Raw genomic sequence first — 25,281 nt, forward strand, 5'->3', positions numbered from 1 at the left:
TCAGATACCGCCGTTAGACGCTAGGTCGTTGGCTTAGGGATGCGTATTCTACACTTCCCGTCGTCGGCGTCAAGTGCTTATTTTAAGAAGTTTTCCAAGCGATGATTTGTTAACCACTGATGTGATAATCAATCAACATTGGAAGCCTGCTAAAGCGCTTACCACCTGAGTCTAATTCCGAAAAACTAAACTCTCTCACACTGCTGCAAGTCCCGTGCTGCCTAGCGTTTGCTAAGAGCGATTGGCCTGCTGTGCCGTGTCAGTGGATGCGCATTATAGGGAGTTCTCGGATGGGCGCAAGGGCTTTTTATAAAAAAAAGATCGCATGCCGATCTTTTAGGCAAATACGATCTTTTTCGTTTATTTAGTCAGCAAATATCGCGATTAAGGGGCTTTAGTGCTCTCTGTATCAATGAAGCTATTAATAAGATCGACAGCTTTGGCATCATCCCAATCTACAAAGGTTCTGACGAAGGCCACCAGCTCGCCCTCTTTGTTAAGAATAAATGTCGCAGGAATGGTATCGAGCGGAAACACCTGTCCAAGCTTTTGCTTAGGATCGTAGTAGGTTTCAAAGTTCTCCATTCCTAAAGACTTTAAGAATGGCTCAACCTTATCTTTGCCATCTAGATCGATAGAGACAGGTAATACGGTAAACTGTTTAGGATCAAACTTTGCTTTAAAACGATCTAAAGCAGGTAACTCCCTCACACATGGCGGACACCATGTTGCCCACATATTTACCATAACCACTTGACCACGATACTGGCTAAAGTCCATCGCCTTACCTGCCGCATCTTTAAATGGCACCGCATCTATTGGATAAGATTTAGGTAACACATTGATTAGATCAACACTGGACTGCACTTGGTTACTATCTTTCTTCTGCATACCTGGGTACGCAGAAGCGGTATTAATGTGAGCAATGCTAGATAAAAGTAATGTGAGCACAAATGCGCTCACTAACTTAACATTCATTTGCCATCTCGCTTGAGTAGTTTATCTAACTCGGCTTGGTCTTCTGCAGATATATCTTGCTCGACTACATTTGAGATACGTTGTTTGCGAACAAATACAAAGCCAATCATCAGACCAATAAGCAGTAAGCCTATTGGACCTAACCACAATACGTAAGTCTTAGCTTCCATCTTAGGCTTATAAAGTACAAACTCACCATAACGGCTCGTCATAAACTCAATAATTTCAGCATCAGCCTTACCTGCATCGACCATTTGATAAACTTCCAAGCGCAGATCTTGTGCAACTGGCGAGTTTGAATCGATTAAGTTTTGGTTTTGACATTGAGGACAACGCAATGAGTGCGCTAAGTCGAGCGCACGTTTTTGGTTATCGACGCTTTTGAATTCATAAGTATCGACTGGCGTCGCAACCGCTGACGTCATCAACGCAACAGATAATAGCAACGCACTCACCACAGCAAAAATAGCTTTCATTATGATGCTCCCACAGCTTTAGCTTCGGCCTGTAGTTCTTGAATCATTGGGTAAAGTGTCTCTTTCCAAACTCTCATGTCAATTGGGCCAGCATAGCGAAAGCGAATAATGCCATTATGGTCAACTAAATAACTTTCTGGTGCACCATAAACACCCAAATCTAGGCCCAGACGTCCATCATGATCAAAAATGTTCTTAGTGTACGGATCGCCTTCACGGGTTAGCTCTCTCACTGCTAACGCACGCTCATCTCGATAGTTAATCCCATAAATTGGCAAGATGTTCTGTCTAGCCAAGCGCATTAAGTAAGGGTGCTCGTATTTACATGATGGACACCAAGTTGCCCAAACATTTAATAACGACACTTGCCCTTTTAAACTTTCATTTGTAATTATTTCGTTCGAATCCTCTAGACGCTCTAACTGGAAAGCCGGGATCGGCTTTCCTTCTAGGGCAGAATCAAGTTGCTGTGGATTAAGGAATAACCCCTTATATAGGAATACCCCCATCACCAGAAACAATACTAACGGAATAAATAGTACTAGCCTTTTCTTCATACTTGCCCCAATTCAAGTTATGCCGTAGCTAAATCTTTCTCTTTAGCTTTTTCTTTAGATGCTTCTGTTTCTTTAACGCTGCGGTAGCGTTTATCCGATGCAGCAAAGAAACCACCGACCATCATAAAGATGCTACCGAACCATAACCAGCGAACAAATGGTTTATAGTTCAAGCGCACCGCAAATTCTGTGCGGCTGATTGGATCGCCCATAGTGATATAAAGGTCACGGAATACACCCCAATCAATTCCAGCTTCAGTCATATCCATAGTGCGGACATTATACTGGCGACGATCCGGTCTTAAGAGTGTTACGAACTCACCATCTTTTGTGACTTCAACTTGACCTTGTTGCGCTGTGTAGTTTGGTCCAACAACATTTTTGGTTTCGATATAATGGAAGCTATAACCCGCTAACTCTTGGGTTACACCAGGCCCCATACGAACACTCTTTTCAATTGAGTAGTTCGACACCATCGTTGCACCTACCACAGATACAGCAATACCTAAATGAGCGATGATCATACCAAGTTGACTACGACCAAGGCGTGCGAGACTAATCCCATCTTTGCCGCTAATCATGTCATAGCCAGCGCGGAGCGTCGCTAACAGGATCCAAGTCGCTGTACCAATACCTAGTACAACCCAAATATTGAAGTTGCCATCAACAAGGAAAGGTGCAGCAACACCGGCAATAGTCGCAACTACCGCAGGAATAACAAGCTTACTCTTAAGTTCGCCCGCTTTAGCGCGCTTCCAGCGAATATTTGGACCAATTCCCATAAAGACAAACAGAACAAGTACAATAGGTACAAATACTGCATTGAAATATGGAGGACCTACAGAGATTTTACCCATGTTCAGTGCGTCAATTAGTAGTGGGTAAAGTGTCCCTAACAGAACAGTACCACACGCTACAGTCAGCAAGATATTACCCACTAATAGCATCGTTTCTCTGGACATCAACTCGAAACGTGCCGGGCTCTTCATGTCACTGGCTCTAAACGCAAAGAGTGTGAGTGACCCACCAATCGCTAAACCTAGTAGCAGTAGAATGAACATACCTCGACTTGGGTCGGCAGCAAAAGAGTGCACAGAGGTCAGTACGCCCGAACGAACGATAAAGGTACCGAGCAAACTGAGAGAAAATGCGAAAATAGACAGTAGAACAGTCCAGTTACGGAACGTCGCACGTTTCTCTGTCACAATGACAGAGTGAAGCAGTGCGGTACCGATCAACCAAGGCATGAATGATGCGTTCTCAACGGGATCCCAGAACCACCAACCGCCCCAACCTAATTCATAATATGCCCACCACGAACCAAGAGAGATACCACCAGTTAGGAATACCCAAGCGGCCAATGTCCACGGACGGCTCCATCGAGCCCAAGCTGAATCCAAACGTCCGCCCATCAATGCTGCAATAGCAAATGCAAAGCTAACAGAGAAGCCAACATAACCCAGATAAAGCATAGGTGGATGGAAAATAAGCCCGACATCCTGCAGCATTGGGTTGAGGTCTCGCCCTTCCAATGGGATAGGGAACAAGCGCTCAAATGGACTAGATGTAAGCACCATAAAGAGGGTGAATCCAATCGTGATCATTGCTAAAACGGCAAGAACACGGGCGGTAAAGACCTCTTCTAAGCCTTTGCTAAAGAAGGCAACTGCGGCCGCCCAGCAAGATAAAGAGAAAACCCAAAATAGCAGAGAGCCTTCATGTCCGCCCCACACTGCAGCAATTTTAAAGAATATTGGCAGTTGTGAATTAGAATGATGGGCGACATACGCCACCGAGAAATCATCGACGGCAAAGCTATAGCCTAAAACGATAACAGAGAGAAAAATAAAGAAAAACATGCCATAGCTCAAAGGCCAAGCATAGCGAACAAGGTATTGGTCTTTACGAGCCACACCTATCAAGGGAACGCTAGCTAATAAGAAGGCAAAAGCCAAACCTATTATTAACGAAAAGTGTCCTAATTCAGGGATCATGGGGTTTCCTCAGTCCTAATTATGCATCAATAAAAACAATCTCTAGTGATGCGCAAGCGTTTGTAATTCACACTGCTCAAGGTACAAATTTTGAGTCATTTTAGTATTTGCTATTGTATCTGTCTGCTTCTTTCGAACAATTATGGGTGACCTGTCTCATTCTTACGCTCGGGAGACAGATGTAACAATTGTTAAAACCGACTGATTTTATGCTCTGACCCTTGATTGAAACTTAAGTTTCAATCATTTTTCGAAAATAGAATCGAACTGTGAACCAGTGCAAAAGTATCATCTTTTAAGTCATCTATTCCCTTATATTACTGTTCAATGAATAATCTTTCCGTATAATCTTATTCCTAATCGCGCGGCATCCCCGCTTACTTTGTAACTAATGTGAAAAAGAAATAATGACCACTCTCTGGATTTTTATTGCGCTTTTTGTGTTAGTCAGCCTTGGGCTGATTTGGTTTCCTCACTTCCGTCAGCAGAAAATGCGGCAAACGGAACAAGCGGGTGTTCGTAAAGCAACGAACCTCGATTTGTTTAACAATCGATTAGCTACATTAGAAAAAGAACTCGAAGATGAACTTCTCGATCAAGGCGAGTTTGACGCTCTTAAGAGAGAGCTCGAGATCAGTTTGCTACAAGACATGAAGCAAGGCGAAGATGAATCTCTAGTTAATCAAGTTAAACCGAAAGGCTTGTTGTGGCCAGTATTAATGTCTGTGGCGATACTTGGAGTCTCAGGATACTTCTATAGTAGCTTAGGTGCCTATGCCAACTTAGATCAAGCTGTTCCTGATAATCCACACGCAGGGATGGATGCCAGCCAAATCATGGCACAGCGCATTCAGATGATGGAATCGCAGCTAAAAGCCGAACCAGAAAACAGTCAGCTTCTATTTAGCCTAGGTCACACCTATATTAGCGCCAATCGTTATGATGAAGCAGTAAAAGCGTTCGACAAGGCGATGGTTTTAGTCGGTACCCATGCAGAACTACTCGGCCCTAAAGCCACTGCTCTTTACTATAAAGCCAATCAACGTATGACACCACAGATTCAGGCAATTGTTGATCAGTCTTTGGCGCTGGACCCAGAAGATCCATCTACACTATTGTTAGTCGGTATGGACGCATTCTTCTCTGCCGATTATCAAAAGTCGATTCAGGCGTGGCAGACTATCCTAGATAGCGACCGCAGCGATGTAGACCGCAGTGCTATCATTAACGCGATTGAAAGTGCCAAGATGAGAATGCAAGCTGAAACAGGTGAGATGCCAAACGACAGCACTCATCAGCAAGCCAAAGCAACTAAAACAGTGACCATCGACGTATCGATTTCTCCAGAACTACAAGCACAAGTGAGTAGTACGGATATGCTATTTATCTTTGCTCGTAGCACTGAAGGACCTAAAATTCCTTTAGCGGCAACGAAGATCTCAGCAAAGTCACTACCTACATCAATCACTTTGGACGATAGCACTGGTATGGGTGGCGATATCAAACTTAGTGATGCAAACAATGTTGAGATTATCGCTGTATTGTCTAAACACGGATCAGTTAAAGCGCAACCAGGTGATATTCAGGGTCGCCTAGAGACAATGGCTGTGGGCTCAAGCGCACAACTGGTGTTAGACACACAAGTTCAGTAGATAACTAGCCATTAAAAAAGCCGACTTCAGTGTCGGCTTTTTTGTGCAAAGGGTTTATACACATGAACGCTAGTGATAAAAAAACCGGCCATAAGCCGGTTTTTTTTACTCACTAAGATTACTTCGACATGAACTCGATAGCATTCTTGTAATCTTCGTCAGTACAATCTGTACACATACCACCTGGTGGCATCGCGTTTAGACCACCTTTAACACTACCAATTAATGCGTCCATACCTTTGGCTAAGCGTGGCTCCCATGCAGCAACGTCATGAGATTTTGGTGCACCAGCAACACCCATACTGTGGCATACTTGGCATGCCTTGTTATATACAGCTTCACCTTCTTGCGCAAATACGTTTGCAGACAAGGTCAATGCAGCCACTGCTGACAATGCTAACAGTTTTTTCATGTTCAACGTTCCTAATGCAAATATTAACAAAGCTCAATGCCACCCTGACTTTATCGCGGGTAGACTTATGTTTAGCTGCTCTAGAATACATCAATCTTCGATAAATCTCACCTTTTTGTGATTAATATCAGAATTCCCAAGTGCAATATGCACTAGGCATCTCAATTTACTGTTACATTAGCAAAAGTTGAAAAAGTTCAATGCGGCATGGTAAAAGGTTTCACTTTTTGGAAGCATATCAAATTGCTGACACTAAAAAGTAACCAAGACTAAACCCCAATTAGGGATTATGTTAATATCGTTTGTGTTGATACATGGCTTGAGATAGAGGGTTCAGTGGTAGAAGAAAAAACAGCAACAACACTGGTATCGGCTGACAATTTGACCTGTATTCGCGAGGAGCGAATTTTATTCGACGAGTTAAGCTTTCATATTCAGGCAGGTGAAATAGTACAAATCGAAGGACCTAACGGTTCGGGAAAGACCAGCCTGTTACGGATACTCGCAGGCTTGTCACGTCCTTATGCTGGTGAAGCCCGCTACAAAGGTGAAGACATTAACCGCTGCCGTGATGAATACAACGACGACCTACTCTACCTCGGCCATCTTGCCGGTGTTAAAAGTGAGTTAACCGCTGAAGAAAATCTTAACTTCAATTTAAGAATTAGCGGGTATGATGACTTTGATAGCACTGCGATCCTAAACAAAGTTAACCTTTCTGGCTTTGAAGAGGCTTTGGCAGGCCACCTTTCAGCAGGACAACATAGACGAACAGCCCTAGCGCGTTTATGGCATACCAATTGTAAAGTATGGCTGCTAGACGAACCATTTACGGCTATCGATAAAAAAGGCGTTGAAGAGTTGGAGCAACTATTTCTACAGCATGCCCAAAACGGCGGCTGTGTCATCATGACCACTCACCAAGACATGAGTATCATAGGTGATGACATCTTGCGTAAAATCCGTCTCGACTATCGCTTTATATAAGGTGCTGTAAATGAATAAAGGCATTAGTTTTACTCAAGCATTCTTCACCCTACTAAAGCGTGATCTGCAAATTGCCATTAGACACAAAGGGGATATATTTAATCCTCTACTATTTTTTATCCTAGTGGTGACACTTTTCCCACTAGGCATTGGACCCGAACCACAGGTTTTATCCCGTGTGGCCCCTGGTATTATTTGGGTCGCAGCACTGCTAGCATCAATGCTGTCATTGGAACGATTATTTAAAGCCGACTTTGTTGATGGCAGTCTTGAACAAATGTTGCTGAGCCCGCAGCCTCTTTCGCTAATGGTGTTAGCAAAAGTGCTAGCACATTGGATCTTGACTGGGGTGCCACTAATATTGGTCGCACCACTTTTAGCAGTTTTGCTCCACCTCGATGACAACAGCTATGGTGCATTGATGGCAACGTTAGCATTAGGGACTCCGGTGTTAAGCTTACTAGGAGCGATTGGCGTCGCCTTAACCGTAGGCCTCCGTAAAGGGGGAGTATTATTAAGTTTACTTATTTTACCCTTATATATACCTGTGCTGATTTTTGCCACCAGTGCAATTGATGCAGCAGGGTTGAATTTACCCTACAGCGGCCATCTCGCCATTATTGGTGCTATGTTGGTCGGTTCGTTAATCTTAGCGCCTTTTGCTATTGGCGCTTCTCTAAGAGTGAGTACTAACTAAAATGTGGAAATGGCTACATTCTTATGCAGACCCAGAACGTGCATATAAACTCGCTGGCACATTGCTGCCATGGTTTTCAGCACTAGCAATCGGATTTATTGGCGTCGGTTCAATTTGGGGGCTATTATTTGCTCCAGTCGACTATCAACAAGGTGATAGTTATAGAATCATCTTTATACATGTACCTGCGGCTTCCATGTCTATGTCAGCTTATATGGCGATGGCAACATCCGCATTTATCGGACTCGTCTGGCAAATAAAATCAGCAGACTGGGCCGCAGCCGCTATTGCTCCTATTGGTGCGGTCGTGACTTTCATTGCGCTTATCACTGGCGCGACATGGGGTAAACCAATGTGGGGCACTTGGTGGGTATGGGATGCACGCCTGACTTCTGAGTTGGTGCTGTTATTCCTGTATCTAGGCGTCATTTCACTCTATGCCTCGTTTGAAGATAAAGTGTTAGCCGCTCGCGCTGCAGGCATTCTCGCCATCGTCGGGGTGATTAACATTCCAATCATCAAGTATTCAGTTGAATGGTGGAATTCGCTTCATCAGCCAGCGACCATTAAGATTACAGAAAAATCTTCAATGGCCATGGAAATGCTGATGCCGTTACTTATTAATATCCTTGGGTTCGGCCTGATGATTGGTGCTATCACATTAGTGCGCTTCAGAGCAGAAATTCTTGCGCGTAACGGAATGCGTCCTTGGGTTAGGGAACTCGCGACAGCTGAAGGGGTCAAATAATGCAGTTCGATTCATTAGCAGATTTTTTTAATATGGGTGGCTATGCTTTTTATGTATGGCTCGCTTATGGAGTTACATTCTTTTCACTTGGAACACTCGTTATCGTCAGTCTTCGTCAAAAACGTAAGATATTGACTGAGATTGCAAAGAAAATCCAACGTGAAGAACGCTTAAAAGCCAACCGGAGTAATTAACAGTGAACGCTAGACGTAAAAAAAGACTCGCACTCGCTACCGCACTTATCGGTGGTGTAGCCGCCATTGCATCGCTATTATTATATGCGTTGAATTCAAACCTTAACCTGTTTTATACGCCGACTGAAATTGTTCAAGGTAAAAAAGATACTGGTGTTAAACCTGAAGTAGGCCAACGTATCCGTGTTGGTGGTATGGTTACCGTCGGTTCAATGCTCCGCGATCCAAACAGCCTTCATGTCGAGTTTGCAGTACATGACTCGCTCGGCGGTGAAATCATTGTGACTTACGATGATCTGCTCCCAGATCTATTCCGTGAAGGTCAAGGTATTGTCGCCCAAGGTGTGCTGATTGAAAATGGTAAATTGGAGGCGACTGAAGTACTGGCTAAGCACGACGAAAACTATATGCCACCAGAAGTTGCCGAAGCAATGGGTCAGACCCATGACAAACTCGAATACAACGACGATCAGAAATCAAAATATTAATCGTTAACAATTTCATCTAAGGCCTCTATTGAGGCCTTTTTTATGCGCCTTTACTAGGGATGAACTATAACTATATAAAATGATCTGTCGGGTCTAATCAGTGAATATAGTATTAACAGCCCTTATCACTATGCTGAGCTTTACTGCTACAGCAAACTCCATCACCATTGTTCACAGTTACCATGCCGAGTACCCATGGGTTGAGGCCTATACGAAAGGTCTTACTGACCATTTTTCAACAGCAACAGATGTTACCCATTACTATTTAGACACTAAAAGACTCCCAATCGAGACTCTGCCACAAAGAGCAAATGAAACGTGGAGGGCGATTCAAAGTCAAACACCCAACGTGATAGTACTGGCTGATGATAATGCCATCAGCAGCCTTAGTGAGCGGCTCAGCAACACAAAAATACCCGTGGTATTTCTTGGGCTAAATGCTAACCCACGAGAATATGGATTACACAATTTCAACAATTTCACCGGAGTACTGGAACGCCCACTCTTTAAAAGGAACGTACTAATGTTCGACGGTGTCCTCCCCCAAGCTCACAATAGTAAAATACTAGTTATGTTCGATAACAGTCCCACATCTAGGGCTGCAATACGACAGATCTCAGCCACATCCAATACAACCCGATTAGGGCATATACAGGTCGACTTTCAGCAGATAACGACTTTTGCGGAGTGGAAAAGTTCAATAAGGCAGGCAAAGCGGAGCGGCTACCGAGCAATCTTCATCGGCTTGTATCACACATTAAGAGATTCAAAGGAGGCCCTTGTGCCGCCAAATGAAATCATGTCCTGGACAGCAGCTAACGCACAACTGCCTCATTTTGGCTTCTGGGACTTTAGCGTTGGCCACAATGCAAATATTGGCGGCTATGTCTTAGACGGGTACCTACATGGTGAGTTGGCCGCGGAACTTATCAATCAAATAGCAGCCGGGCGACAACCGGACCAGATACACTATGTGAGCGACCGCAAAGGACGTTTTCTCTTTAGTAAATCAGGGCTAGCTAAGTGGAATCTTACTTTATCAGATAACCTAGTAAAAAAGAGCAACTATACCCCTTAAGCCAACAGAGTCCACATGGGAACAAATCCAATCTCGGCACTAGAGAGGTTAGCGTTAAAGTGTTCCAAATAACGAAAAATTTAAGCTATACCAGCTATGTTAAGGGTACTTATTAGCTAAATGATGTAAACGGCAGCACCGTCGATCAATTACGGCTTATGAAAGAGCCGTGACCGCAATCACAAGCATGCCAGTTAATACTGAAGGTAATAAAAATAAGTTAAACAAATTACAGACATAAAAAAGCCGGGCTATTGCCCGGCTTTTTAACAATGAATCCCAGTGTTACTCAGCAGCTTCTTCAACAGCTTCAGCAGCTTCTGGACGACCTACTAGTTCAATATACGCCATAGGCGCTTTATCACCAGTACGTAGACCGCACTTAAGGATACGGGTATATCCACCAGGACGTTCCTGGTAGCGTGGACCCAATTCATTAAATAACTTACCAACGACTTCAGCGTCGCGAGTACGAGCAAACGCCAAACGACGATTTGCAACGCTATCACTCTTAGCAAGTGTTATTAGAGGTTCAACTACGCGACGCAGTTCTTTCGCTTTAGCTACAGTAGTCTTGATCACTTCGTGACGGACTAAAGAGCTTGCCATGTTACGAAACATAGCTTGGCGATGACTGCTGTTACGGTTTAGTTGACGACCACTCTTACGATGGCGCATGACCTAATCCTTATTACCTAAATCTGTACAAACTAGGACTTTATAGGTCGTCTGCTAAACTAGCTGGAGGCCAGTTTTCGAGACGCATACCTAATGAAAGTCCGCGAGAAGCTAACACATCCTTAATTTCGGTAAGAGATTTCTTACCCAAGTTAGGTGTTTTAAGTAGCTCAACCTCAGTACGCTGTACCAGATCTCCGATGTAATGAATCGCTTCGGCTTTCAAACAGTTAGCCGAACGTACAGTTAGCTCTAGATCGTCGACAGGACGCAACAGAATCGGGTCGAACTCTGGCTTCTCTTCTTTCTGCTCTGGCTCAGTGACATCACGAAGTTCAACAAACGCATCTAGCTGTTCAGCCAAAATTGTTGCAGAACGACGAATTGCTTCCTCAGGATCAATAGTACCGTTTGTGGTCATATCGATAACGAGTTTGTCTAAGTCAGTACGCTGTTCAACACGTGCTGCTTCAACATTGTAAGCAATACGCGCGACAGGTGAGAAAGATGAATCCACTAACAAGCGACCAATTGGTCGATCGTCGTCTTCGGTTTGTGCTCTAGCAGAAGCTGGAACATAACCACGACCACGTTCAACACGGATGCGCATGCTGATATCATTATTACCGGTCAAATGACAGATAACATGATCAGGATTCATAATAGTAACATCACCATCGTGCGTGATATCTGCTGCGGTAACAGGGCCTGCGCCTGACTTGCTTAAAGTAAGCATAGCCTCGTCTTTACCCTCGACAACCACTGCTAACCCTTTCAGGTTAAGCAAGATCTCTAGGATATCCTCTTGTACGCCTTCCTTGCTGCTGTATTCGTGCAGTACACCATCAATCTCGACTTCGGTAACCGCGCAGCCGGGCATAGACGACAATAGGATACGACGCAACGCGTTACCTAAAGTGTGACCAAAACCACGCTCAAGTGGTTCTAGTGTAACCTTGGCACGTGTTGGGTTAACCTGCTCGATATCAACGAGACGCGGTTTAAGAAATTCTGTAACAGAACCCTGCATTGTGTCCTCTCTTGTTTATTAGCTTTACTTAGAGTAAAGCTCGACGATCAGCTGTTCGTTAATTTCCGCAGACAAGTCGCTACGCTCTGGTAGACGCTTGAAAGCACCTTCCATCTTAGCACCATCTACTTCAACCCATGTTGGCTTTTCGCGCTGAGACGCAACTTCTAAAGCAGCTTTAATACGAGCTTGCTTTTGAGACTTCTCACGAACGCTAATTACATCATTCGCAGACACTTTGAACGATGGAATATTAACAACGCGGCCGTTGACCATAATAGACTTATGGCTAACTAGCTGACGTGCTTCAGCACGTGTTGCACCAAAACCCATACGATAAACGACGTTATCTAAACGAGTTTCTAGAAGAGTAAGTAGGTTTTCACCAGTGTTACCTTTTAGACGTGCAGCGTCTTTGTAGTAGTTACGGAACTGCTTTTCTAGCACACCATAAGTACGACGAACTTTTTGTTTTTCGCGTAACTGAACGCCATGCTCAGACAAACGTGCTTTACGAGCGCCGTGTTGTCCAGGTGCAGCTTCAAGCTTACACTTCGAATCAATTGCTCTCACGCCGCTTTTTAAGAAAAGGTCTGTACCTTCTCGGCGGCTGAGCTTGAGCTTTGGACCCAAGTATCTTGCCATGTTCTTTCTCCAACTATCCTATTAAAAACGAGCGATTAAACGCGACGTTTCTTAGGAGGACGACAACCATTATGAGGGATCGGCGTCACATCGGTAATGTTGGTTATTTTATAACCAACCGCGTTCAGCGCTCGAATAGCTGATTCACGACCTGGACCTGGACCCTTCACAAAAACTTCAAGGTTTTTAACACCGTAGTCCTGAGCAGCAACACCTGCGCGCTCAGCAGCAACCTGTGCAGCAAACGGGGTAGATTTACGTGAACCACGGAAACCTGAACCACCAGAAGTTGCCCAAGATAGTGCATTACCTTGACGATCTGTAATGGTAATAATTGTGTTGTTGAAAGATGCATGGATATGAGCCATGCCATCAGCAACCTGTTTACGTACGCGCTTGCGCGTTGAACGTGACGGAACTTTAGCCATATTGGTTTACCTTCCCGTTACTTTCTAATTGGCTTACGTGGACCTTTACGCGTACGCGCATTGGTCTTAGTACGTTGCCCACGAAGGGGCAGGCTACGACGGTGGCGAAGACCACGATAACAACCAAGGTCCATTAGACGCTTGATGTTCATGGATACTTCACGACGTAAGTCACCTTCTACAATGTATTTAGCAACTTCTTCGCGTAGTGTGTCTATTTGAGCTTCGCTCAATTCCTTGATCTTAGCATCTTCAGCAATTGAAGTAGCCGCGCAGATTTTTTGTGCGCGAGTAAGTCCAATACCATAGATAGCAGTCAATGCAATGACTGTATGCTTTTGATCAGGAATGTTAATGCCAGCGATACGGGCCACTATGCACTCCTCATAAGTTAAAGGCCATCTGTGAAAAGCCCGGTAGGATACTCGACAGATGACAATTTTGCAAATAATATTTTGACCAGCTCAATTATTGAGCTGGTCAAAAGTTTTTTAGCCTTGACGCTGTTTGTGTTTTGGTTCAACACAGATAACGCGTACAACGCCGCTACGCTTTACGATCTTGCAGTTACGGCAGATCTTCTTCACGGAAGCTCGAACTTTCATTTCATCACTCCGTAAAGCTACTTAGCGTCCAAAGCGATCTAAATTCGCTTTGTTAACTAGGTTAGCTTTCTTCATCACAGACTCATACTGATGTGACATCATATGAGTCTGAACCTGAGCCATGAAGTCCATGATCACGACTACCATAATTAGTAGTGAGGTACCGCCAAAATAGAACTGCACCTTCCACGCGATTAACATGAACTCCGGAATTAAACAGATAAAGGTAATGTATAATGCGCCAGCTAATGTTAGGCGAGTCATTACTTTATCTATATAACGCGAAGTCTGTTCTCCAGGACGGATCCCGGGAATAAACGCACCACTCTTCTTCAAGTTATCAGCTGTTTCACGTGGGTTAAACACCAACGCTGTATAGAAGAAACAGAAGAAAATGATTGCTGTTGCATACAACAATGAGTAAAGCGGCTGACCTGGTGATACTGCAAGTGAAAAATCACTTAACCAAGATAACCCTTCATTTTGTCCAAACCACTGAGCCAGTGTACCTGGGAACAAAATGATGCTTGACGCAAAGATTGGTGGAATCACACCAGCCATATTAACCTTAAGTGGTAAATGAGTACTTTGCGCAGCGAACACCTTACGGCCCTGCTGACGCTTAGCATAGTTAACAACGATACGACGTTGTCCACGCTCAACAAACACAACAAAATAGGTTACAGCAAATACAATTACCGCAATCAACAATAATACTAGTACGTTCAAGTCGCCTTGACGCGCCTGCTCAGCCGTTTGGCCGATAGCAGATGGTAGACCAGCAACAATACCTGCGAAAATCAATATCGAGATACCGTTACCAATGCCTCTCTCAGTAATCTGCTCACCTAGCCACATTAGGAACATTGTTCCTGTAACTAAGCTCACAACAGCAACAAAGTAGAAACCAAAGCCGAGATTTACTACTAAACCTGGGACTAAGTTTGGTAACCCTGTTGCAATACCAATTGCTTGGAATGTACCCAAGACCAGAGTGCCGTATCGTGTATATTGACTGATCTTCTTACGCCCAGATTCGCCTTCCTTTTTAAGTTCGGCTAATGCTGGGTGCACGACAGTCAATAGTTGCATGATAATCGATGCCGAAATATACGGCATGATACCTAATGCAAAGATAGAAGCACGCTCAAGGGCGCCACCAGAGAACATGTTAAACATGCCTAAGATGGTACCCTTCTGCTGATTAAACAGCTCTGCTAATACAGCTGCGTCAATACCAGGAATTGGCACGAACGAACCGGCTCTAAAGACGATAATCGCACCAATCACGAACAGGAGGCGAGTCTTCAGTTCAGAAAATCCACCTTTCGCGCTTTTTAAATCAAGTCCTGGTTTTGCCATCGACGTATTATTCCTCGATCTTTCCGCCGGCAGCTTCAATAGCTGCACGAGCACCTTTGGTTACCTTAAGACCTTTAACGGTCACAGGGCGTTCAATGGTACCTGAAAGAACGACTTTAGCAAACTGTATGTTGCGAGTAACGAGATTCGCATCTTTCAGTGCATTCAAGTCGACAACATCACCGTTAACTTTAGCTAGTTCGCTGATACGAACTTCGGCAGATACCAACGCTTTACGCGAAGTAAAACCGAATTTCGGCAAACGAATCTTAAGTGGCATTTGACCACCTTCGAAACCGACGCGAACGCCGCCGCCTGAACGAGATTTCTGACCTTTGTGGCCGCGACCACAAGTTTTACCTAAGCCAGAACCGATACCGCGACCTACACGCTTAGCTGCTGATTTAGCACCTGCAGCAGGTGATAGAGTATTTAGACGCATCTTATACTTCCTCCACCGAAACCATGTAGTAAACCTTGTTAATCATACCGCGAATTGAAGGAGTATCTTCAACTTCAACAGTGTGATTAATACGGCGTAGACCTAGACCAGTCAATGTTGCACGATGCTTTGGCAAACGTCCAATTGAGCTTTTAGTCTGTGTCACTTTTAAAGTTTTAGTAGCCATGGTGCTTAACCTCGAATTTCATCAACATTCAGGCCACGCTTAGCTGCGATTTGTGCTGGTGACTTCATGTGCACCAACGCATCGACAGTTGCGCGAACGATGTTGATCGGGTTAGTAGAACCGTATGCTTTCGACAGAACGTTATGAACGCCTGCTACTTCCAATACGGCACGCATAGCACCACCGGCGATAATACCGGTACCTTCAGAGGCTGGCTGCATGTAAACACGCGAACCAGTATGACGGCCCTTAACAGGGTGGTGCAAAGTACCATTTACAAGTTCTACAGAAACAATGTTACGGCGAGCCTTTTCCATTGCTTTCTGAATTGCTGCAGGTACTTCACGCGCTTTACCATAGCCATAGCCGACTTTACCGTTACCATCACCCACTACAGTTAGTGCAGTGAAGCTAAAGATACGTCCGCCTTTAACTACTTTAGAAACACGATTTACTGCAACCAATTTCTCTTGCAGATCATCTTTTTGTTGTTGAGCTTCAAATTTAGCCATTTTTAATCATTCCTTAGAACTGTAGGCCAGCTTCACGAGCTGCGTCTGCTAATGCAGCAACGCGTCCGTGATACTTAAAGCCGGAACGATCGAATGCAACTACAGTTACGCCTTTTTCGATAGCACGCTCTGCAACGGTTTTACCCACTACTTTTGCTGCATCAACGTTACCTGTGTATTTAAGCTGCTCTGATACCGCTTTCTCAGCAGTAGAAGCTGCCGCCACAACTTGCGCGTTGGCATCAATAACCTGTGCGTACGTGTGACGTGGTGTACGATGTACAACCAGACGGTTAACGCCCAGCTCTTGGATCTTCTTACGGGCGCGAGTAGCGCGGCGTAAGCGAGATGTTTTCTTATCCATATCGCGTTACCTACTTCTTCTTAGCCTCTTTACGGCGTACTTGCTCATCAGCATAACGAACACCCTTACCTTTATAAGGCTCTGGTGGACGATAGCCGCGAATCTCTGCAGCAACCTGGCCAATTAACTGCTTATCAGTACCCTTAAGTACGATTTCAGTTTGGCTTGGGCATTCTGCAGTCACGCCGTCTGGAAGCTGGTGAACTAAAGGATGTGAGAAACCTAGAGTCAAATCGATGCCTTTACCAGCGATTTTCGCACGGTAACCAACACCAACTAGAGTAAGTTTTCTTTCGAAACCTTCATTAACACCAACAACCATGTTGTTGATTAGAGCTCGAGCAGTACCAGCTTGTGCAGCGGTTTTCACGCCTTCAACTGGTGCACACTTAACTTCGTTGTTTTCTACAACAACAGAAACATCAGCGTTAATTACTCGAGTCAAACTACCTTTAGAACCTTTTACGGTGATAGTTTGTTCGTTTAAAGTCACTTCTACGCCTGCAGGGATAGCGACTGGTGCTTTTGCGACACGAGACATTGCTAGCTCCTTATGCTACGTAGCAGATAACTTCCCCACCCATGCCATTTTGGCGGGCAGTACGATCAGTCATCAAACCTTTAGAAGTGGACACGATTGCGACACCCAGTCCGCCCATAACCTTTGGAAGTTCGTTTTTACCTTTGTAAATACGAAGACCAGGACGGCTAACGCGCTGGATAGTCTCAACGACTGGTTGGCCTTGGAAATACTTTAACGTAATTTCAAGTGCCGGTTTAGCTTCGCCTACTACAGCGTAATCAGAGATATAACCTTCTTCTTTAAGCGTTTGCGCAATGGCAACTTTTAGCTTATTAGAAGGCATAGATACTGTTACGTGTTTAGCAGCTTGGCCGTTACGAATGCGAGTTAACATATCCGCAATTGGATCTTGCATGCTCATATTAGCTTACTCCGTGACAAGTATTACCAGCTGGCCTTACGCAGGCCAGGAACTTCACCACGCATGGTAGCTTCACGCAATTTAATACGGCTAAGGCCGAATTTGCGTAGGAAACCATGTGGGCGACCAGTTTGACTACAACGATTACGCTGACGCGCAGAACTTGAGTCACGTGGTAGACCTTGCAGCTTAAGAACTGCATCCCAACGATCTTCTTCAGAAGTAGTTGGACTGCTAATGATAGCCTTAAGAGCTAGACGCTGTTCAGCATACTTAGCCACGAGCTTGGCACGTTTTGCTTCACGTGCTTTCATTGAACTTTTTGCCATTTCGCTACCCTTATTTCTTGAATGGGAAGTTAAAGGCGTCTAGTAAAGCACGGCCTTCTTCGTCATTCTTCGCAGTAGTAGTGATAACAATATCCATACCACGGATTTTATCGATTTTATCGTACTCGATTTCCGGGAAGATGATTTGCTCACGTACACCCATTGCGTAGTTACCACGTCCGTCGAACGACTTAGCGCTCAAACCTCGGAAGTCACGAATACGCGGGATTGCGATATCAACTAAACGCTCAAGGAACTCCCACATGCGTTCGCCACGCAGAGTTACCTTACAGCCGATCGGGTAGCCATCACGGATTTTAAAACCAGCAACTGATTTACGAGCAACAGTTACAACTGGTTTTTGACCAGCGATAGCAGTCATGTCACGAAGCGCATGCTCCATAACTTTCTTATCTGCTACAGCTTCGCCAACACCCATGTTAAGGGTGATTTTATCAATCCGAGGGACTTGCATGACACTGGTATAACCGAACTTTTTAGCAAGTTCCGCGATAACAGTCTCTTTATATTTATCATGCAGTTTCGCCATCGTTTACTCCAATTACTTAATGAGTTCACTGTTCGACTTAAAGAAACGGACTTTTTTGCCGTCTTCAAATCGGAAACCAACGCGATCAGCTTTGCCAGTGGCAGAGTTGAAAATCGCTACATTTGATGCTTGTATCGCTGCTTCTTTCTCAACAATACCACCAGTCACACCCATTTGAGGGTTAGGCTTCTGGTGCTTCTTGATAAGATTGATGCCTTCTACAATTAATTTACCAGTTGGCAAAACTCGAGAAACCTTACCGCGTTTACCCTTGTCTTTACCTGCTAGTACAATTACTTCGTCTTCACGACGGATTTTAGCTGCCATTTTGAAGCTCCTTACAGTACTTCTGGTGCCAGTGAAACAATTTTCATAAATTGTTCGGTACGCAATTCACGCGTCACTGGTCCAAAGATACGAGTACCAATCGGTGCAAGGTTTGCATTAAGCAAAACCGCTGCGTTCCGATCGAAGCGAATGACAGAACCGTCTGGACGACGCACGCCTTTCTTAGTACGGACTACCACCGCGTTATACACGTCACCTTTCTTCGCTTTACCGCGAGGAATTGCTTCTTTTACAGAAACCTTGATGACGTCGCCGATACCGGCATAACGACGATGAGAGCCACCCAAGACCTTAATACACTGAACTCTACGAGCGCCACTGTTACAGGCGACTTCTAGAGTCGATTGCATTTGGATCATTTTAAGTGCTCCGCTATCGTTACTTCACAAATCCCACAATTGGGGCATATTTTAACCACTTTTGACAATATTATTGTCCAAAATGGCGCGCAAGTATAACACCCAAAAATAGGAATAGATAGTACTAAAAATAAAAACGGCCCCCAGAAAGGAGCCGTTTCGCTAAATACCTAATTAAGTTAGGCTTTTGTTACTACTTCAACCAGAGTCCAAGACTTAGTCTTAGATAGCGGACGGCATTCGCGAATAGTCACGACATCGCCAGCATTACACTGATTTGTTTCGTCATGTGCATGGATCTTAGTAGTACGCTTGATAAACTTCCCGTATAGAGGATGCTTAACCTTACGTTCAATAGCAACAGTGATAGACTTGTCCATCTTGTCGCTAAGTACTCGACCTTGCAAAGTACGGATTTTATCAGTCATTATGCACCCGCCTTAGAAGTAATAATGGTCTTAACGCGCGCAATATTACGACGCACGATTTTAAGCTGATGAGTCTGAGTCAACTGACCAGTGGCGTGTTGCATACGCAGATTAAACTGCTCACGCAGCAGACCAAGCAGTTCAGCGTTCAATTCTTCAACGCTCTTCTGTGTTAGTTCGCTCGCTTTCATTACATCACCGTCTTAGTTACGAAGGTAGTCTTAATTGGAAGCTTGGCAGCAGCTAAAGTAAACGCTTCACGCGCTAAAGCTTCAGGTACACCATTCATCTCGTAAAGAACCTTACCAGGTTGAATCTGGCAAACCCAGTATTCTACGTTACCCTTACCTTTACCCATACGCACTTCAAGAGGCTTAGAGGTAATTGGCTTGTCAGGGAAAACGCGGATCCAGATTTGACCTTGACGTTTAATGTGACGTGTCATAGCACGACGCGCAGATTCGATTTGACGAGCAGTAAGACGACCACGTCCAACAGCTTTCAGACCGAACTCACCGAAGCTAACTTCAGTGCCGTTCGCAAGACCACGGTTGCGGCCTTTGAACATTTTGCGAAACTTCATTCGTTTTGGTTGCAGCATTGCCAGCTCTCCTATTTACCGCGAGGCTTACGCTTCGGCTGCTGTTTCGGCTCTTCATGCGCAGGAACAACGCCGTCTAGAACTTCACCTTTGAAGACCCAAACTTTAACGCCGATCACACCGTATTGAGTGTGACTTTCTGCAGTAGAATAGTCGATATCAGCACGCAGTGTATGTAGAGGTACACGACCTTCACGATACCACTCTGAACGCGCAATCTCAGCGCCGCCTAGACGGCCGCTCACTTCAACTTTAATACCCTTAGCACCAAGACGCATAGCGTTTTGAACAGCGCGCTTCATAGCACGACGGAACATAACACGACGCTCTAGCTGAGAAGCGATGCCTTCGGCAACAAGCTTAGCATCTAGCTCTGGCTTACGGATTTCAGCGATGTTGATTTGAGCTGGAATACCAGTCAACTTGGCAACTTGGTTGCGCAACTTTTCAACGTCTTCGCCTTTCTTACCAATCACAACGCCTGGACGGGCTGTGTGGATAGTCACGCGAACGCTTTTCGCTGGACGCTCGATAACAATCTTAGAAACTGATGCTTGCTTAAGCTTCTTTTCAAGAAACTTACGCACTTCCCAGTCGCTACTCAAGTTATTGGCATAATCTGATTTATCAGCGTACCAAGTCGAGATCCAAGGCTTAGTGATACCCAGACGGATACCATTAGGATGTACTTTCTGTCCCATTGCTAACTCCTAGCGATCTGATACAACCACAGTGATGTGGCTGGTACGCTTGATTATACGATCAGCACGGCCTTTAGCACGTGGCATGATACGCTTCATTGTTGGACCTTCGTCTACAAAGACTTTTCCAACTTTCAGCTCGTCAATGTCAGCACCTTCATTGTGCTCAGCATTAGCGATAGCAGAATCAAGTACTTTTTTAACGAGTACTGCAGCTTTCTTTGGGCTGAAAGTTAAAATTTCGAGAGCCTTAGCAACAGGCAGTCCACGGATTTGATCTGCAACCAAACGACACTTTTGAGGCGACGTACGGGCAAAACGATGTTTAGCTAAAACTTCCATCTTGGGTCTCCCGTATTAACGCTTCTTCGCTTTCTTATCAGCAGCATGGCCGCGATAAGTGCGAGTTGGTGAAAATTCACCAAGCTTGTGGCCGATCATTTCGTCAGTTACGAACACAGGTACGTGCTGACGACCATTATGGACAGCGATGGTCAACCCAATCATGTTAGGGATGATCATAGAGCGGCGAGACCAAGTCTTAATAGGCTTTTTGTCACCCGCTTCCATCGCTTTCTCTACCTTCTTCAGCAAGTGTAGGTCAATGAATGGACCTTTCTTGAGAGAACGTGGCATGGCGAATCCTCTTACTTTTTGTTACGACGACGTACAATGTACTTGTCGGTGCGTTTGTTACTACGAGTCTTATAACCCTTAGTTGGAACACCCCATGGAGAAACAGGATGACGACCACCAGAAGTACGGCCTTCACCACCACCATGTGGATGGTCTACTGGGTTCATTGCAACACCACGAACTGTAGGGCGTACGCCTCTCCAGCGTTTAGCACCTGCTTTACCTAACTGGCGTAGCATATGCTCGGCATTACCAACTTCACCCAAAGTCGCGCGGCAATCTACTGGTACTTTACGCATTTCGCCAGAGCGAAGACGTAGAGTAGCGTAGGCACCATCACGAGCTACAACTTGAACATAAGTACCTGCTGAACGAGCGATTTGAGCACCTTTACCAGGCTTCATTTCAACTGCGTGTACAACACTACCTACTGGGATGTTGCGTAATGGCAAAGCGTTACCCGCTTTGATTTCAGCATCGATACCAGACTGGATCTTATCACCAGCTTGCATGCCTTTAGCAGCAAGGATATAACGACGCTCACCATCAGCATACAAAACAAGTGCGATGTTTGCTGTGCGGTTTGGATCATATTCCAAACGCTCAACTTTTGCAGGAATACCGTCTTTGTTGCGCTTAAAGTCAACAATACGATAGTGCTGCTTGTGTCCACCACCTACGTGACGAACAGTGATACGACCAGTATTATTACGGCCACCACTTTTTGATTTTTTCGCCAACAGGCCAGCAAAAGGTTTACCCTTGTGCAGATCGCTGTTCACCACTTTAACTACGTGGCGACGACCAGCAGAGGTTGGCTTACACTTAATAACTGCCATGATAATTCTCCTTTGCTTACTCAGCGCCGACGAAATCGATATCAGCACCTGCAGCTAAAGTAACATAGGCTTTTTTCCAATCGCTACGACGGCCAGTACGGGCGCCAGTGCGTTTAGTTTTACCTTTGTTAACCAAAGTGCGAACTGAATCTACTTCAACTTCGAACAACTTAGCTACTGCAGCTTTTACTTCAGCTTTAGTCGCATCGATAGCTACACGGAAAACTACCGTGTTGTTATTTTCAGCGCAAACAGTACTCTTTTCAGAGATATGCGGCGCTAGAATAACTTTTAGCAAACGTTCTTCGCTTATCATCCCAGCATCTCCTCGATTTGCTTAATAGCATCGGCAGTAACTAGTACTTTGTTGAACGCGATAAGGCTAACTGGATCAATACCAGCAACATCACGTACGTCAACTTTGTATAGGTTGCGTGCAGCTAAGAACAAGTTCTCGTCAATTTCTGGAGTAACAATCAACACGTCTTCCAGCTTCATTTCTGCCAATTTAGCTTTTAGCTCTTTAGTTTTAGGAGCTTCAACACCAAATGACTCAACGACAACAAGGCGATCTTGACGTACTAACTCAGACAGAATGCTCTTAAGCGCTCCGCGGTACATCTTCTTGTTAACTTTTTGGCTGTGATCTTGTGTTTTAGCAGCGAAAGTTACGCCACCGCCACGCCAGATTGGGCCTTTTACTGTACCAGCACGTGCACGGCCAGTACCTTTTTGGCGCCATGGCTTTTTGCCAGAGCCAATTACTTCTGCGCGAGTCTTTTGAGCACGAGTGCCCTGACGCGCGTTCGCAGCATATGCTACAACTACCTGATGAACCAGTGCTTCATTAAAGTCACGGCCGAAGGTAGTTTCGGAAACTTCAAGAGCACTCTGTGCGTCTTTCAATACCAATTCCATTACTATCTCCTCAGACCTAAGCTTTAACGGCAGGCTTGATGATCAGGTCGCCATTAGTAGCGCCTGGAACTGCACCCTTAACCAATAGCAAGTTACGTTCAACATCTACACGTACAACGTCTAGATTTTGAGTAGTAACACGCTCGGCACCCATGTGGCCTGACATTTTCTTACCTTTGAAAACGCGACCAGGTGTTTGGTTTTGACCGATAGAACCGTTAGCTCTATGTGCCAATGAGTTACCATGTGTTGCATCTTGGGTACGGAAATTCCAACGCTTAATACCGCCTTGGAAACCTTTACCTTTTGATTGACCAGTAACATCAACTTTCGCTACGTCAGCGAAGATATCAACATTAAGCTCAGCACCAACTTCAATGCCTTCGCCTTCACCGTCAGCCAAACGAACTTCCCACAAACCACGACCGGCTTCTACGCCTGCCTTAGCAAAGTGACCAGCTTCTGGCTTAGTGATGCGATTAGCTTTTTTGGTACCAGTAGTAACTTGAAGTGCACGGTAACCGTCAGTTTCTAAAGTTTTCACTTGAGCAACACGGTTAGCTGCAATTTCAATTACTGTTACAGGTATTGACGCACCATCTTCATTGAAGATGCGAGTCATACCTACTTTACGACCGATAAGACCGATAGCCATCCCTCAAACCTCTTCTAAGGATCTCAATTAACCTAAGCTAATTTGAACGTCAACACCTGCCGCAAGATCAAGACGCATAAGTGCATCTACAGTCTTCTCAGTCGGCTCTACGATGTCAACAAGACGCTTATGAGTACGAAGTTCGTACTGATCACGCGCATCTTTATTAACGTGTGGAGAGATCAAAACGGTATAACGCTCTTTGCGCGTTGGTAGTGGAATTGGACCACGTACCTGGGCGCCTGTGCGCTTAGCAGTTTCAACGATTTCCGCAGTAGACTGATCGATCAGACGATGATCAAATCCTTTTAAGCGGATACGGATTCTTTGGTTCTGCATTGACCAGAGCTCCTAAAATGGACACATAAAAAATCACCCTCTAGCTTCTTCCTTACTGGAAAAGCAGAGCGAGATGATTTAACCGTTCGACTCCAAATCGGAGTCGCTGTATTATTTTACGTCGGCTTCTAGAACCGACAATCTTTCGCCTAATGGTTAAGGCGAGGGGCTATTATACTGATCTAAAGTCAGAGATCAACCCCATTGAATGAATTAGCATCACTTAGTCCGCTATCCATCAAAGTGGTGAGCATTATACTCATTGAGATCAGAAAAGCCAGTGTTTGTCGTTAGTCAAATTTTAGGCAATAAAAAAGGCAGCATAAGCTGCCCTTTTTAGTGTCTGTTAAGACTCGTTGCGATTAAGCTACGATCTCAGCTACAACACCAGCACCAACTGTACGGCCACCTTCACGGATTGCGAAGCGTAAACCTTCGTCCATCGCGATTGGGCAGATTAGTGTTACAGTCATTGCTACGTTGTCACCAGGCATTACCATCTCTACGCCTTCTGGCAATTCGATAGTACCGGTTACGTCAGTTGTACGGAAGTAGAACTGTGGACGGTAGCCTTTGAAGAATGGAGTGTGACGTCCGCCTTCTTCTTTAGACAGAACATAGATTTCTGACTTGAAAGTTGTGTGTGGAGTGATTGAACCAGGCTTAGCCAATACTTGACCACGCTCAACTTCGTCACGCTTAGTACCACGTAGTAGTACACCACAGTTCTCACCTGCACGACCTTCGTCAAGCAGTTTACGGAACATTTCAACACCAGTACAAGTAGTCTTAGTTGTATCTTTGATACCAACGATTTCTACTTCTTCACCTACTTTGATGATACCGCGCTCTACACGACCAGTAACAACAGTACCACGGCCAGCGATTGAGAATACATCTTCGATTGGAAGAATGAATGCACCATCGATAGCACGCTCTGGCTCAGGAATATAAGTGTCTAGTGCTTCAGCTAGTTCAAGGATCTTAGCTTCCCACTCTGGCTCGCCTTCAAGGGCTTTAAGCGCAGAACCTTGGATAACTGGTAGGTCATCACCTGGGAAGTCATATTCGCTAAGAAGTTCACGAACTTCCATTTCTACTAGCTCTAGAAGCTCTTCGT

General features: G+C 44.9%; 41 protein-coding genes. 7 read left to right on the top strand and 34 right to left on the bottom strand.

Going from position 1 to position 25,281, the window contains the following annotated elements; genetic code table 11:
- Window positions 1–384: 384 nt before the first annotated feature.
- Genes L876_RS0115600 through L876_RS0115615 form a run of 4 tightly spaced genes read right to left on the bottom strand, consistent with a single transcriptional unit; the run spans window position 385 to window position 4,005 of the window.
- Complete coding sequence (locus L876_RS0115600; RefSeq protein ID WP_028764651.1) at window positions 385–978, bottom strand: TlpA disulfide reductase family protein; 594 nt, start codon at window positions 976–978, stop codon at window positions 385–387.
- Complete coding sequence (nrfF, locus tag L876_RS0115605) at window positions 975–1,454, bottom strand: heme lyase NrfEFG subunit NrfF (RefSeq protein WP_028764652.1); 480 nt, start codon at window positions 1,452–1,454, stop codon at window positions 975–977. The genes L876_RS0115600 and nrfF overlap by 4 nt, the downstream gene beginning before the upstream one ends.
- Window positions 1,454–2,011 carry a DsbE family thiol:disulfide interchange protein gene (locus L876_RS0115610; protein ID WP_028764653.1) on the bottom strand — a complete coding sequence of 186 codons (558 nt, stop codon included), beginning with the start codon at window positions 2,009–2,011 and terminating at the stop codon, window positions 1,454–1,456. Before L876_RS0115610 ends, nrfF begins: the two co-directional genes overlap by 1 nt.
- 17 nt (window positions 2,012–2,028) lie before the next feature.
- Entirely contained in the window at window positions 2,029–4,005 is a 1,977-nt protein-coding gene (locus tag L876_RS0115615; protein WP_028764654.1) for a heme lyase CcmF/NrfE family subunit, read from the bottom strand.
- Between the two features lie 407 nt (window positions 4,006–4,412).
- On the opposite strand from L876_RS0115615, the gene ccmI reads away from it, so the two are divergent.
- Window positions 4,413–5,657, top strand: coding sequence for a c-type cytochrome biogenesis protein CcmI (gene ccmI, locus L876_RS0115620; protein WP_028764655.1), 1,245 nt, complete (start codon window positions 4,413–4,415; stop codon window positions 5,655–5,657).
- 118 nt (window positions 5,658–5,775) lie between these two features.
- On the opposite strand, the gene L876_RS0115625 is transcribed toward ccmI, so the two are convergent.
- Complete coding sequence (locus L876_RS0115625; protein WP_028764656.1) at window positions 5,776–6,069, bottom strand: c-type cytochrome; 294 nt, start codon at window positions 6,067–6,069, stop codon at window positions 5,776–5,778.
- A gap of 336 nt (window positions 6,070–6,405) precedes the next feature.
- Here L876_RS0115625 and ccmA point away from each other — a divergent pair, with 336 nt between their 5' ends.
- The 6 genes from ccmA (at window position 6,406) to L876_RS0115655 (ending at window position 10,261) form a co-directional block, all read left to right on the top strand.
- Window positions 6,406–7,056 (top strand): cytochrome c biogenesis heme-transporting ATPase CcmA, encoded by a 651-nt coding sequence (gene ccmA / locus L876_RS0115630; RefSeq protein ID WP_028764657.1) that lies wholly within the window; start codon window positions 6,406–6,408, stop codon window positions 7,054–7,056.
- Window positions 7,057–7,066: 10 nt separating this feature from the next.
- A complete protein-coding gene (gene ccmB, locus L876_RS0115635) occupies window positions 7,067–7,753 on the top strand; it encodes a heme exporter protein CcmB (RefSeq protein ID WP_028764658.1) in 687 nt (228 codons plus the stop codon).
- Window position 7,754: 1 nt separating this feature from the next.
- Entirely contained in the window at window positions 7,755–8,501 is a 747-nt protein-coding gene (locus tag L876_RS0115640) for a heme ABC transporter permease (RefSeq protein WP_028764659.1), read from the top strand.
- Window positions 8,501–8,695: a heme exporter protein CcmD gene (gene ccmD / locus L876_RS0115645; RefSeq protein ID WP_028764660.1), complete on the top strand. Its 195-nt coding sequence runs from the start codon at window positions 8,501–8,503 to the stop codon at window positions 8,693–8,695. The genes L876_RS0115640 and ccmD overlap by 1 nt, the downstream gene beginning before the upstream one ends.
- A 2-nt stretch (window positions 8,696–8,697) precedes the next feature.
- Complete coding sequence (gene ccmE, locus L876_RS0115650; RefSeq protein WP_028764661.1) at window positions 8,698–9,183, top strand: cytochrome c maturation protein CcmE; 486 nt, start codon at window positions 8,698–8,700, stop codon at window positions 9,181–9,183.
- A 100-nt stretch (window positions 9,184–9,283) separates the two neighbouring features.
- On the top strand, window positions 9,284–10,261 hold the full coding sequence (locus tag L876_RS0115655) for an ABC transporter substrate-binding protein (RefSeq protein ID WP_028764662.1): 978 nt from the start codon (window positions 9,284–9,286) through the stop codon (window positions 10,259–10,261).
- Window positions 10,262–10,546: 285 nt separating this feature from the next.
- Here L876_RS0115655 and rplQ read toward each other — a convergent pair whose 3' ends face one another.
- From rplQ to L876_RS0115795, 29 genes are all read right to left on the bottom strand, one after another.
- Window positions 10,547–10,939: a 50S ribosomal protein L17 gene (gene rplQ, locus L876_RS0115660; protein WP_011863991.1), complete on the bottom strand. Its 393-nt coding sequence runs from the start codon at window positions 10,937–10,939 to the stop codon at window positions 10,547–10,549.
- Between the two features lie 40 nt (window positions 10,940–10,979).
- Window positions 10,980–11,969, bottom strand: coding sequence for a DNA-directed RNA polymerase subunit alpha (locus L876_RS0115665; protein WP_028764663.1), 990 nt, complete (start codon window positions 11,967–11,969; stop codon window positions 10,980–10,982).
- Window positions 11,970–11,993: 24 nt separating this feature from the next.
- Window positions 11,994–12,614: a 30S ribosomal protein S4 gene (gene rpsD, locus L876_RS0115670; protein WP_028764664.1), complete on the bottom strand. Its 621-nt coding sequence runs from the start codon at window positions 12,612–12,614 to the stop codon at window positions 11,994–11,996.
- 35 nt (window positions 12,615–12,649) lie between these two features.
- Window positions 12,650–13,042 (bottom strand): 30S ribosomal protein S11, encoded by a 393-nt coding sequence (gene rpsK / locus L876_RS0115675; protein WP_011863988.1) that lies wholly within the window; start codon window positions 13,040–13,042, stop codon window positions 12,650–12,652.
- 17 nt (window positions 13,043–13,059) lie between these two features.
- Complete coding sequence (gene rpsM, locus L876_RS0115680; RefSeq protein WP_028764665.1) at window positions 13,060–13,416, bottom strand: 30S ribosomal protein S13; 357 nt, start codon at window positions 13,414–13,416, stop codon at window positions 13,060–13,062.
- Window positions 13,417–13,533: 117 nt separating this feature from the next.
- Window positions 13,534–13,647, bottom strand: a complete 114-nt coding sequence (rpmJ, locus tag L876_RS22570; protein WP_006083579.1) for a 50S ribosomal protein L36 — start codon at window positions 13,645–13,647, stop codon at window positions 13,534–13,536.
- 21 nt (window positions 13,648–13,668) lie between these two features.
- Window positions 13,669–15,009 carry a preprotein translocase subunit SecY gene (gene secY / locus L876_RS0115685; protein ID WP_028764666.1) on the bottom strand — a complete coding sequence of 447 codons (1,341 nt, stop codon included), beginning with the start codon at window positions 15,007–15,009 and terminating at the stop codon, window positions 13,669–13,671.
- 7 nt (window positions 15,010–15,016) lie between these two features.
- Complete coding sequence (gene rplO, locus L876_RS0115690; RefSeq protein ID WP_028764667.1) at window positions 15,017–15,451, bottom strand: 50S ribosomal protein L15; 435 nt, start codon at window positions 15,449–15,451, stop codon at window positions 15,017–15,019.
- Window position 15,452: 1 nt separating this feature from the next.
- The gene (gene rpmD, locus L876_RS0115695; protein ID WP_028764668.1) at window positions 15,453–15,638 is read right to left on the bottom strand and encodes a 50S ribosomal protein L30; all 186 of its coding nucleotides are present in this window, start codon (window positions 15,636–15,638) and stop codon (window positions 15,453–15,455) included.
- A 5-nt stretch (window positions 15,639–15,643) separates the two neighbouring features.
- The gene (rpsE, locus tag L876_RS0115700; RefSeq protein WP_028764669.1) at window positions 15,644–16,150 is read right to left on the bottom strand and encodes a 30S ribosomal protein S5; all 507 of its coding nucleotides are present in this window, start codon (window positions 16,148–16,150) and stop codon (window positions 15,644–15,646) included.
- 13 nt (window positions 16,151–16,163) lie between these two features.
- Window positions 16,164–16,514 carry a 50S ribosomal protein L18 gene (gene rplR / locus L876_RS0115705; protein WP_028764670.1) on the bottom strand — a complete coding sequence of 117 codons (351 nt, stop codon included), beginning with the start codon at window positions 16,512–16,514 and terminating at the stop codon, window positions 16,164–16,166.
- Between the two features lie 10 nt (window positions 16,515–16,524).
- Window positions 16,525–17,055 carry a 50S ribosomal protein L6 gene (gene rplF / locus L876_RS0115710; protein ID WP_028764671.1) on the bottom strand — a complete coding sequence of 177 codons (531 nt, stop codon included), beginning with the start codon at window positions 17,053–17,055 and terminating at the stop codon, window positions 16,525–16,527.
- A 10-nt stretch (window positions 17,056–17,065) separates the two neighbouring features.
- Complete coding sequence (gene rpsH, locus L876_RS0115715; RefSeq protein WP_028764672.1) at window positions 17,066–17,458, bottom strand: 30S ribosomal protein S8; 393 nt, start codon at window positions 17,456–17,458, stop codon at window positions 17,066–17,068.
- A gap of 23 nt (window positions 17,459–17,481) precedes the next feature.
- A complete protein-coding gene (rpsN, locus tag L876_RS0115720; RefSeq protein WP_028764673.1) occupies window positions 17,482–17,787 on the bottom strand; it encodes a 30S ribosomal protein S14 in 306 nt (101 codons plus the stop codon).
- Between the two features lie 10 nt (window positions 17,788–17,797).
- Window positions 17,798–18,337, bottom strand: coding sequence for a 50S ribosomal protein L5 (rplE, locus tag L876_RS0115725; protein WP_028764674.1), 540 nt, complete (start codon window positions 18,335–18,337; stop codon window positions 17,798–17,800).
- 12 nt (window positions 18,338–18,349) lie between these two features.
- Window positions 18,350–18,664, bottom strand: a complete 315-nt coding sequence (gene rplX / locus L876_RS0115730; protein WP_028764675.1) for a 50S ribosomal protein L24 — start codon at window positions 18,662–18,664, stop codon at window positions 18,350–18,352.
- An 11-nt stretch (window positions 18,665–18,675) separates the two neighbouring features.
- Window positions 18,676–19,044 carry a 50S ribosomal protein L14 gene (gene rplN / locus L876_RS0115735; protein ID WP_011863976.1) on the bottom strand — a complete coding sequence of 123 codons (369 nt, stop codon included), beginning with the start codon at window positions 19,042–19,044 and terminating at the stop codon, window positions 18,676–18,678.
- A gap of 179 nt (window positions 19,045–19,223) precedes the next feature.
- The gene (gene rpsQ, locus L876_RS0115740) at window positions 19,224–19,472 is read right to left on the bottom strand and encodes a 30S ribosomal protein S17 (RefSeq protein WP_028764676.1); all 249 of its coding nucleotides are present in this window, start codon (window positions 19,470–19,472) and stop codon (window positions 19,224–19,226) included.
- A complete protein-coding gene (gene rpmC, locus L876_RS0115745; protein WP_011863974.1) occupies window positions 19,472–19,663 on the bottom strand; it encodes a 50S ribosomal protein L29 in 192 nt (63 codons plus the stop codon). Before rpmC ends, rpsQ begins: the two co-directional genes overlap by 1 nt.
- The gene (gene rplP, locus L876_RS0115750) at window positions 19,663–20,073 is read right to left on the bottom strand and encodes a 50S ribosomal protein L16 (RefSeq protein WP_028764677.1); all 411 of its coding nucleotides are present in this window, start codon (window positions 20,071–20,073) and stop codon (window positions 19,663–19,665) included. Before rplP ends, rpmC begins: the two co-directional genes overlap by 1 nt.
- Before the next feature lie 11 nt (window positions 20,074–20,084).
- Window positions 20,085–20,774 (bottom strand): 30S ribosomal protein S3, encoded by a 690-nt coding sequence (rpsC, locus tag L876_RS0115755; RefSeq protein ID WP_028764678.1) that lies wholly within the window; start codon window positions 20,772–20,774, stop codon window positions 20,085–20,087.
- A gap of 9 nt (window positions 20,775–20,783) precedes the next feature.
- Complete coding sequence (rplV, locus tag L876_RS0115760; protein WP_011863971.1) at window positions 20,784–21,116, bottom strand: 50S ribosomal protein L22; 333 nt, start codon at window positions 21,114–21,116, stop codon at window positions 20,784–20,786.
- A gap of 15 nt (window positions 21,117–21,131) precedes the next feature.
- The gene (gene rpsS, locus L876_RS0115765; RefSeq protein WP_006083596.1) at window positions 21,132–21,410 is read right to left on the bottom strand and encodes a 30S ribosomal protein S19; all 279 of its coding nucleotides are present in this window, start codon (window positions 21,408–21,410) and stop codon (window positions 21,132–21,134) included.
- An 11-nt stretch (window positions 21,411–21,421) separates the two neighbouring features.
- A complete protein-coding gene (gene rplB, locus L876_RS0115770) occupies window positions 21,422–22,249 on the bottom strand; it encodes a 50S ribosomal protein L2 (RefSeq protein ID WP_028764679.1) in 828 nt (275 codons plus the stop codon).
- A 16-nt stretch (window positions 22,250–22,265) separates the two neighbouring features.
- Window positions 22,266–22,565, bottom strand: a complete 300-nt coding sequence (rplW, locus tag L876_RS0115775; protein WP_028764680.1) for a 50S ribosomal protein L23 — start codon at window positions 22,563–22,565, stop codon at window positions 22,266–22,268.
- Window positions 22,562–23,167, bottom strand: a complete 606-nt coding sequence (gene rplD / locus L876_RS0115780; RefSeq protein WP_028764681.1) for a 50S ribosomal protein L4 — start codon at window positions 23,165–23,167, stop codon at window positions 22,562–22,564. Before rplD ends, rplW begins: the two co-directional genes overlap by 4 nt.
- Window positions 23,168–23,183: 16 nt before the next feature.
- Window positions 23,184–23,822 (bottom strand): 50S ribosomal protein L3, encoded by a 639-nt coding sequence (gene rplC, locus L876_RS0115785; RefSeq protein WP_028764682.1) that lies wholly within the window; start codon window positions 23,820–23,822, stop codon window positions 23,184–23,186.
- Window positions 23,823–23,849: 27 nt separating this feature from the next.
- Entirely contained in the window at window positions 23,850–24,161 is a 312-nt protein-coding gene (rpsJ, locus tag L876_RS0115790; RefSeq protein WP_011070616.1) for a 30S ribosomal protein S10, read from the bottom strand.
- 362 nt (window positions 24,162–24,523) lie between these two features.
- On the bottom strand, window positions 24,524–25,281 hold a 758-nt coding region (locus tag L876_RS0115795; protein WP_028764683.1), incomplete at its 5' end, for an elongation factor Tu.

This window comes from Shewanella colwelliana ATCC 39565 (assembly GCF_000518705.1).
GTDB lineage: Bacteria > Pseudomonadota > Gammaproteobacteria > Enterobacterales > Shewanellaceae > Shewanella > Shewanella colwelliana.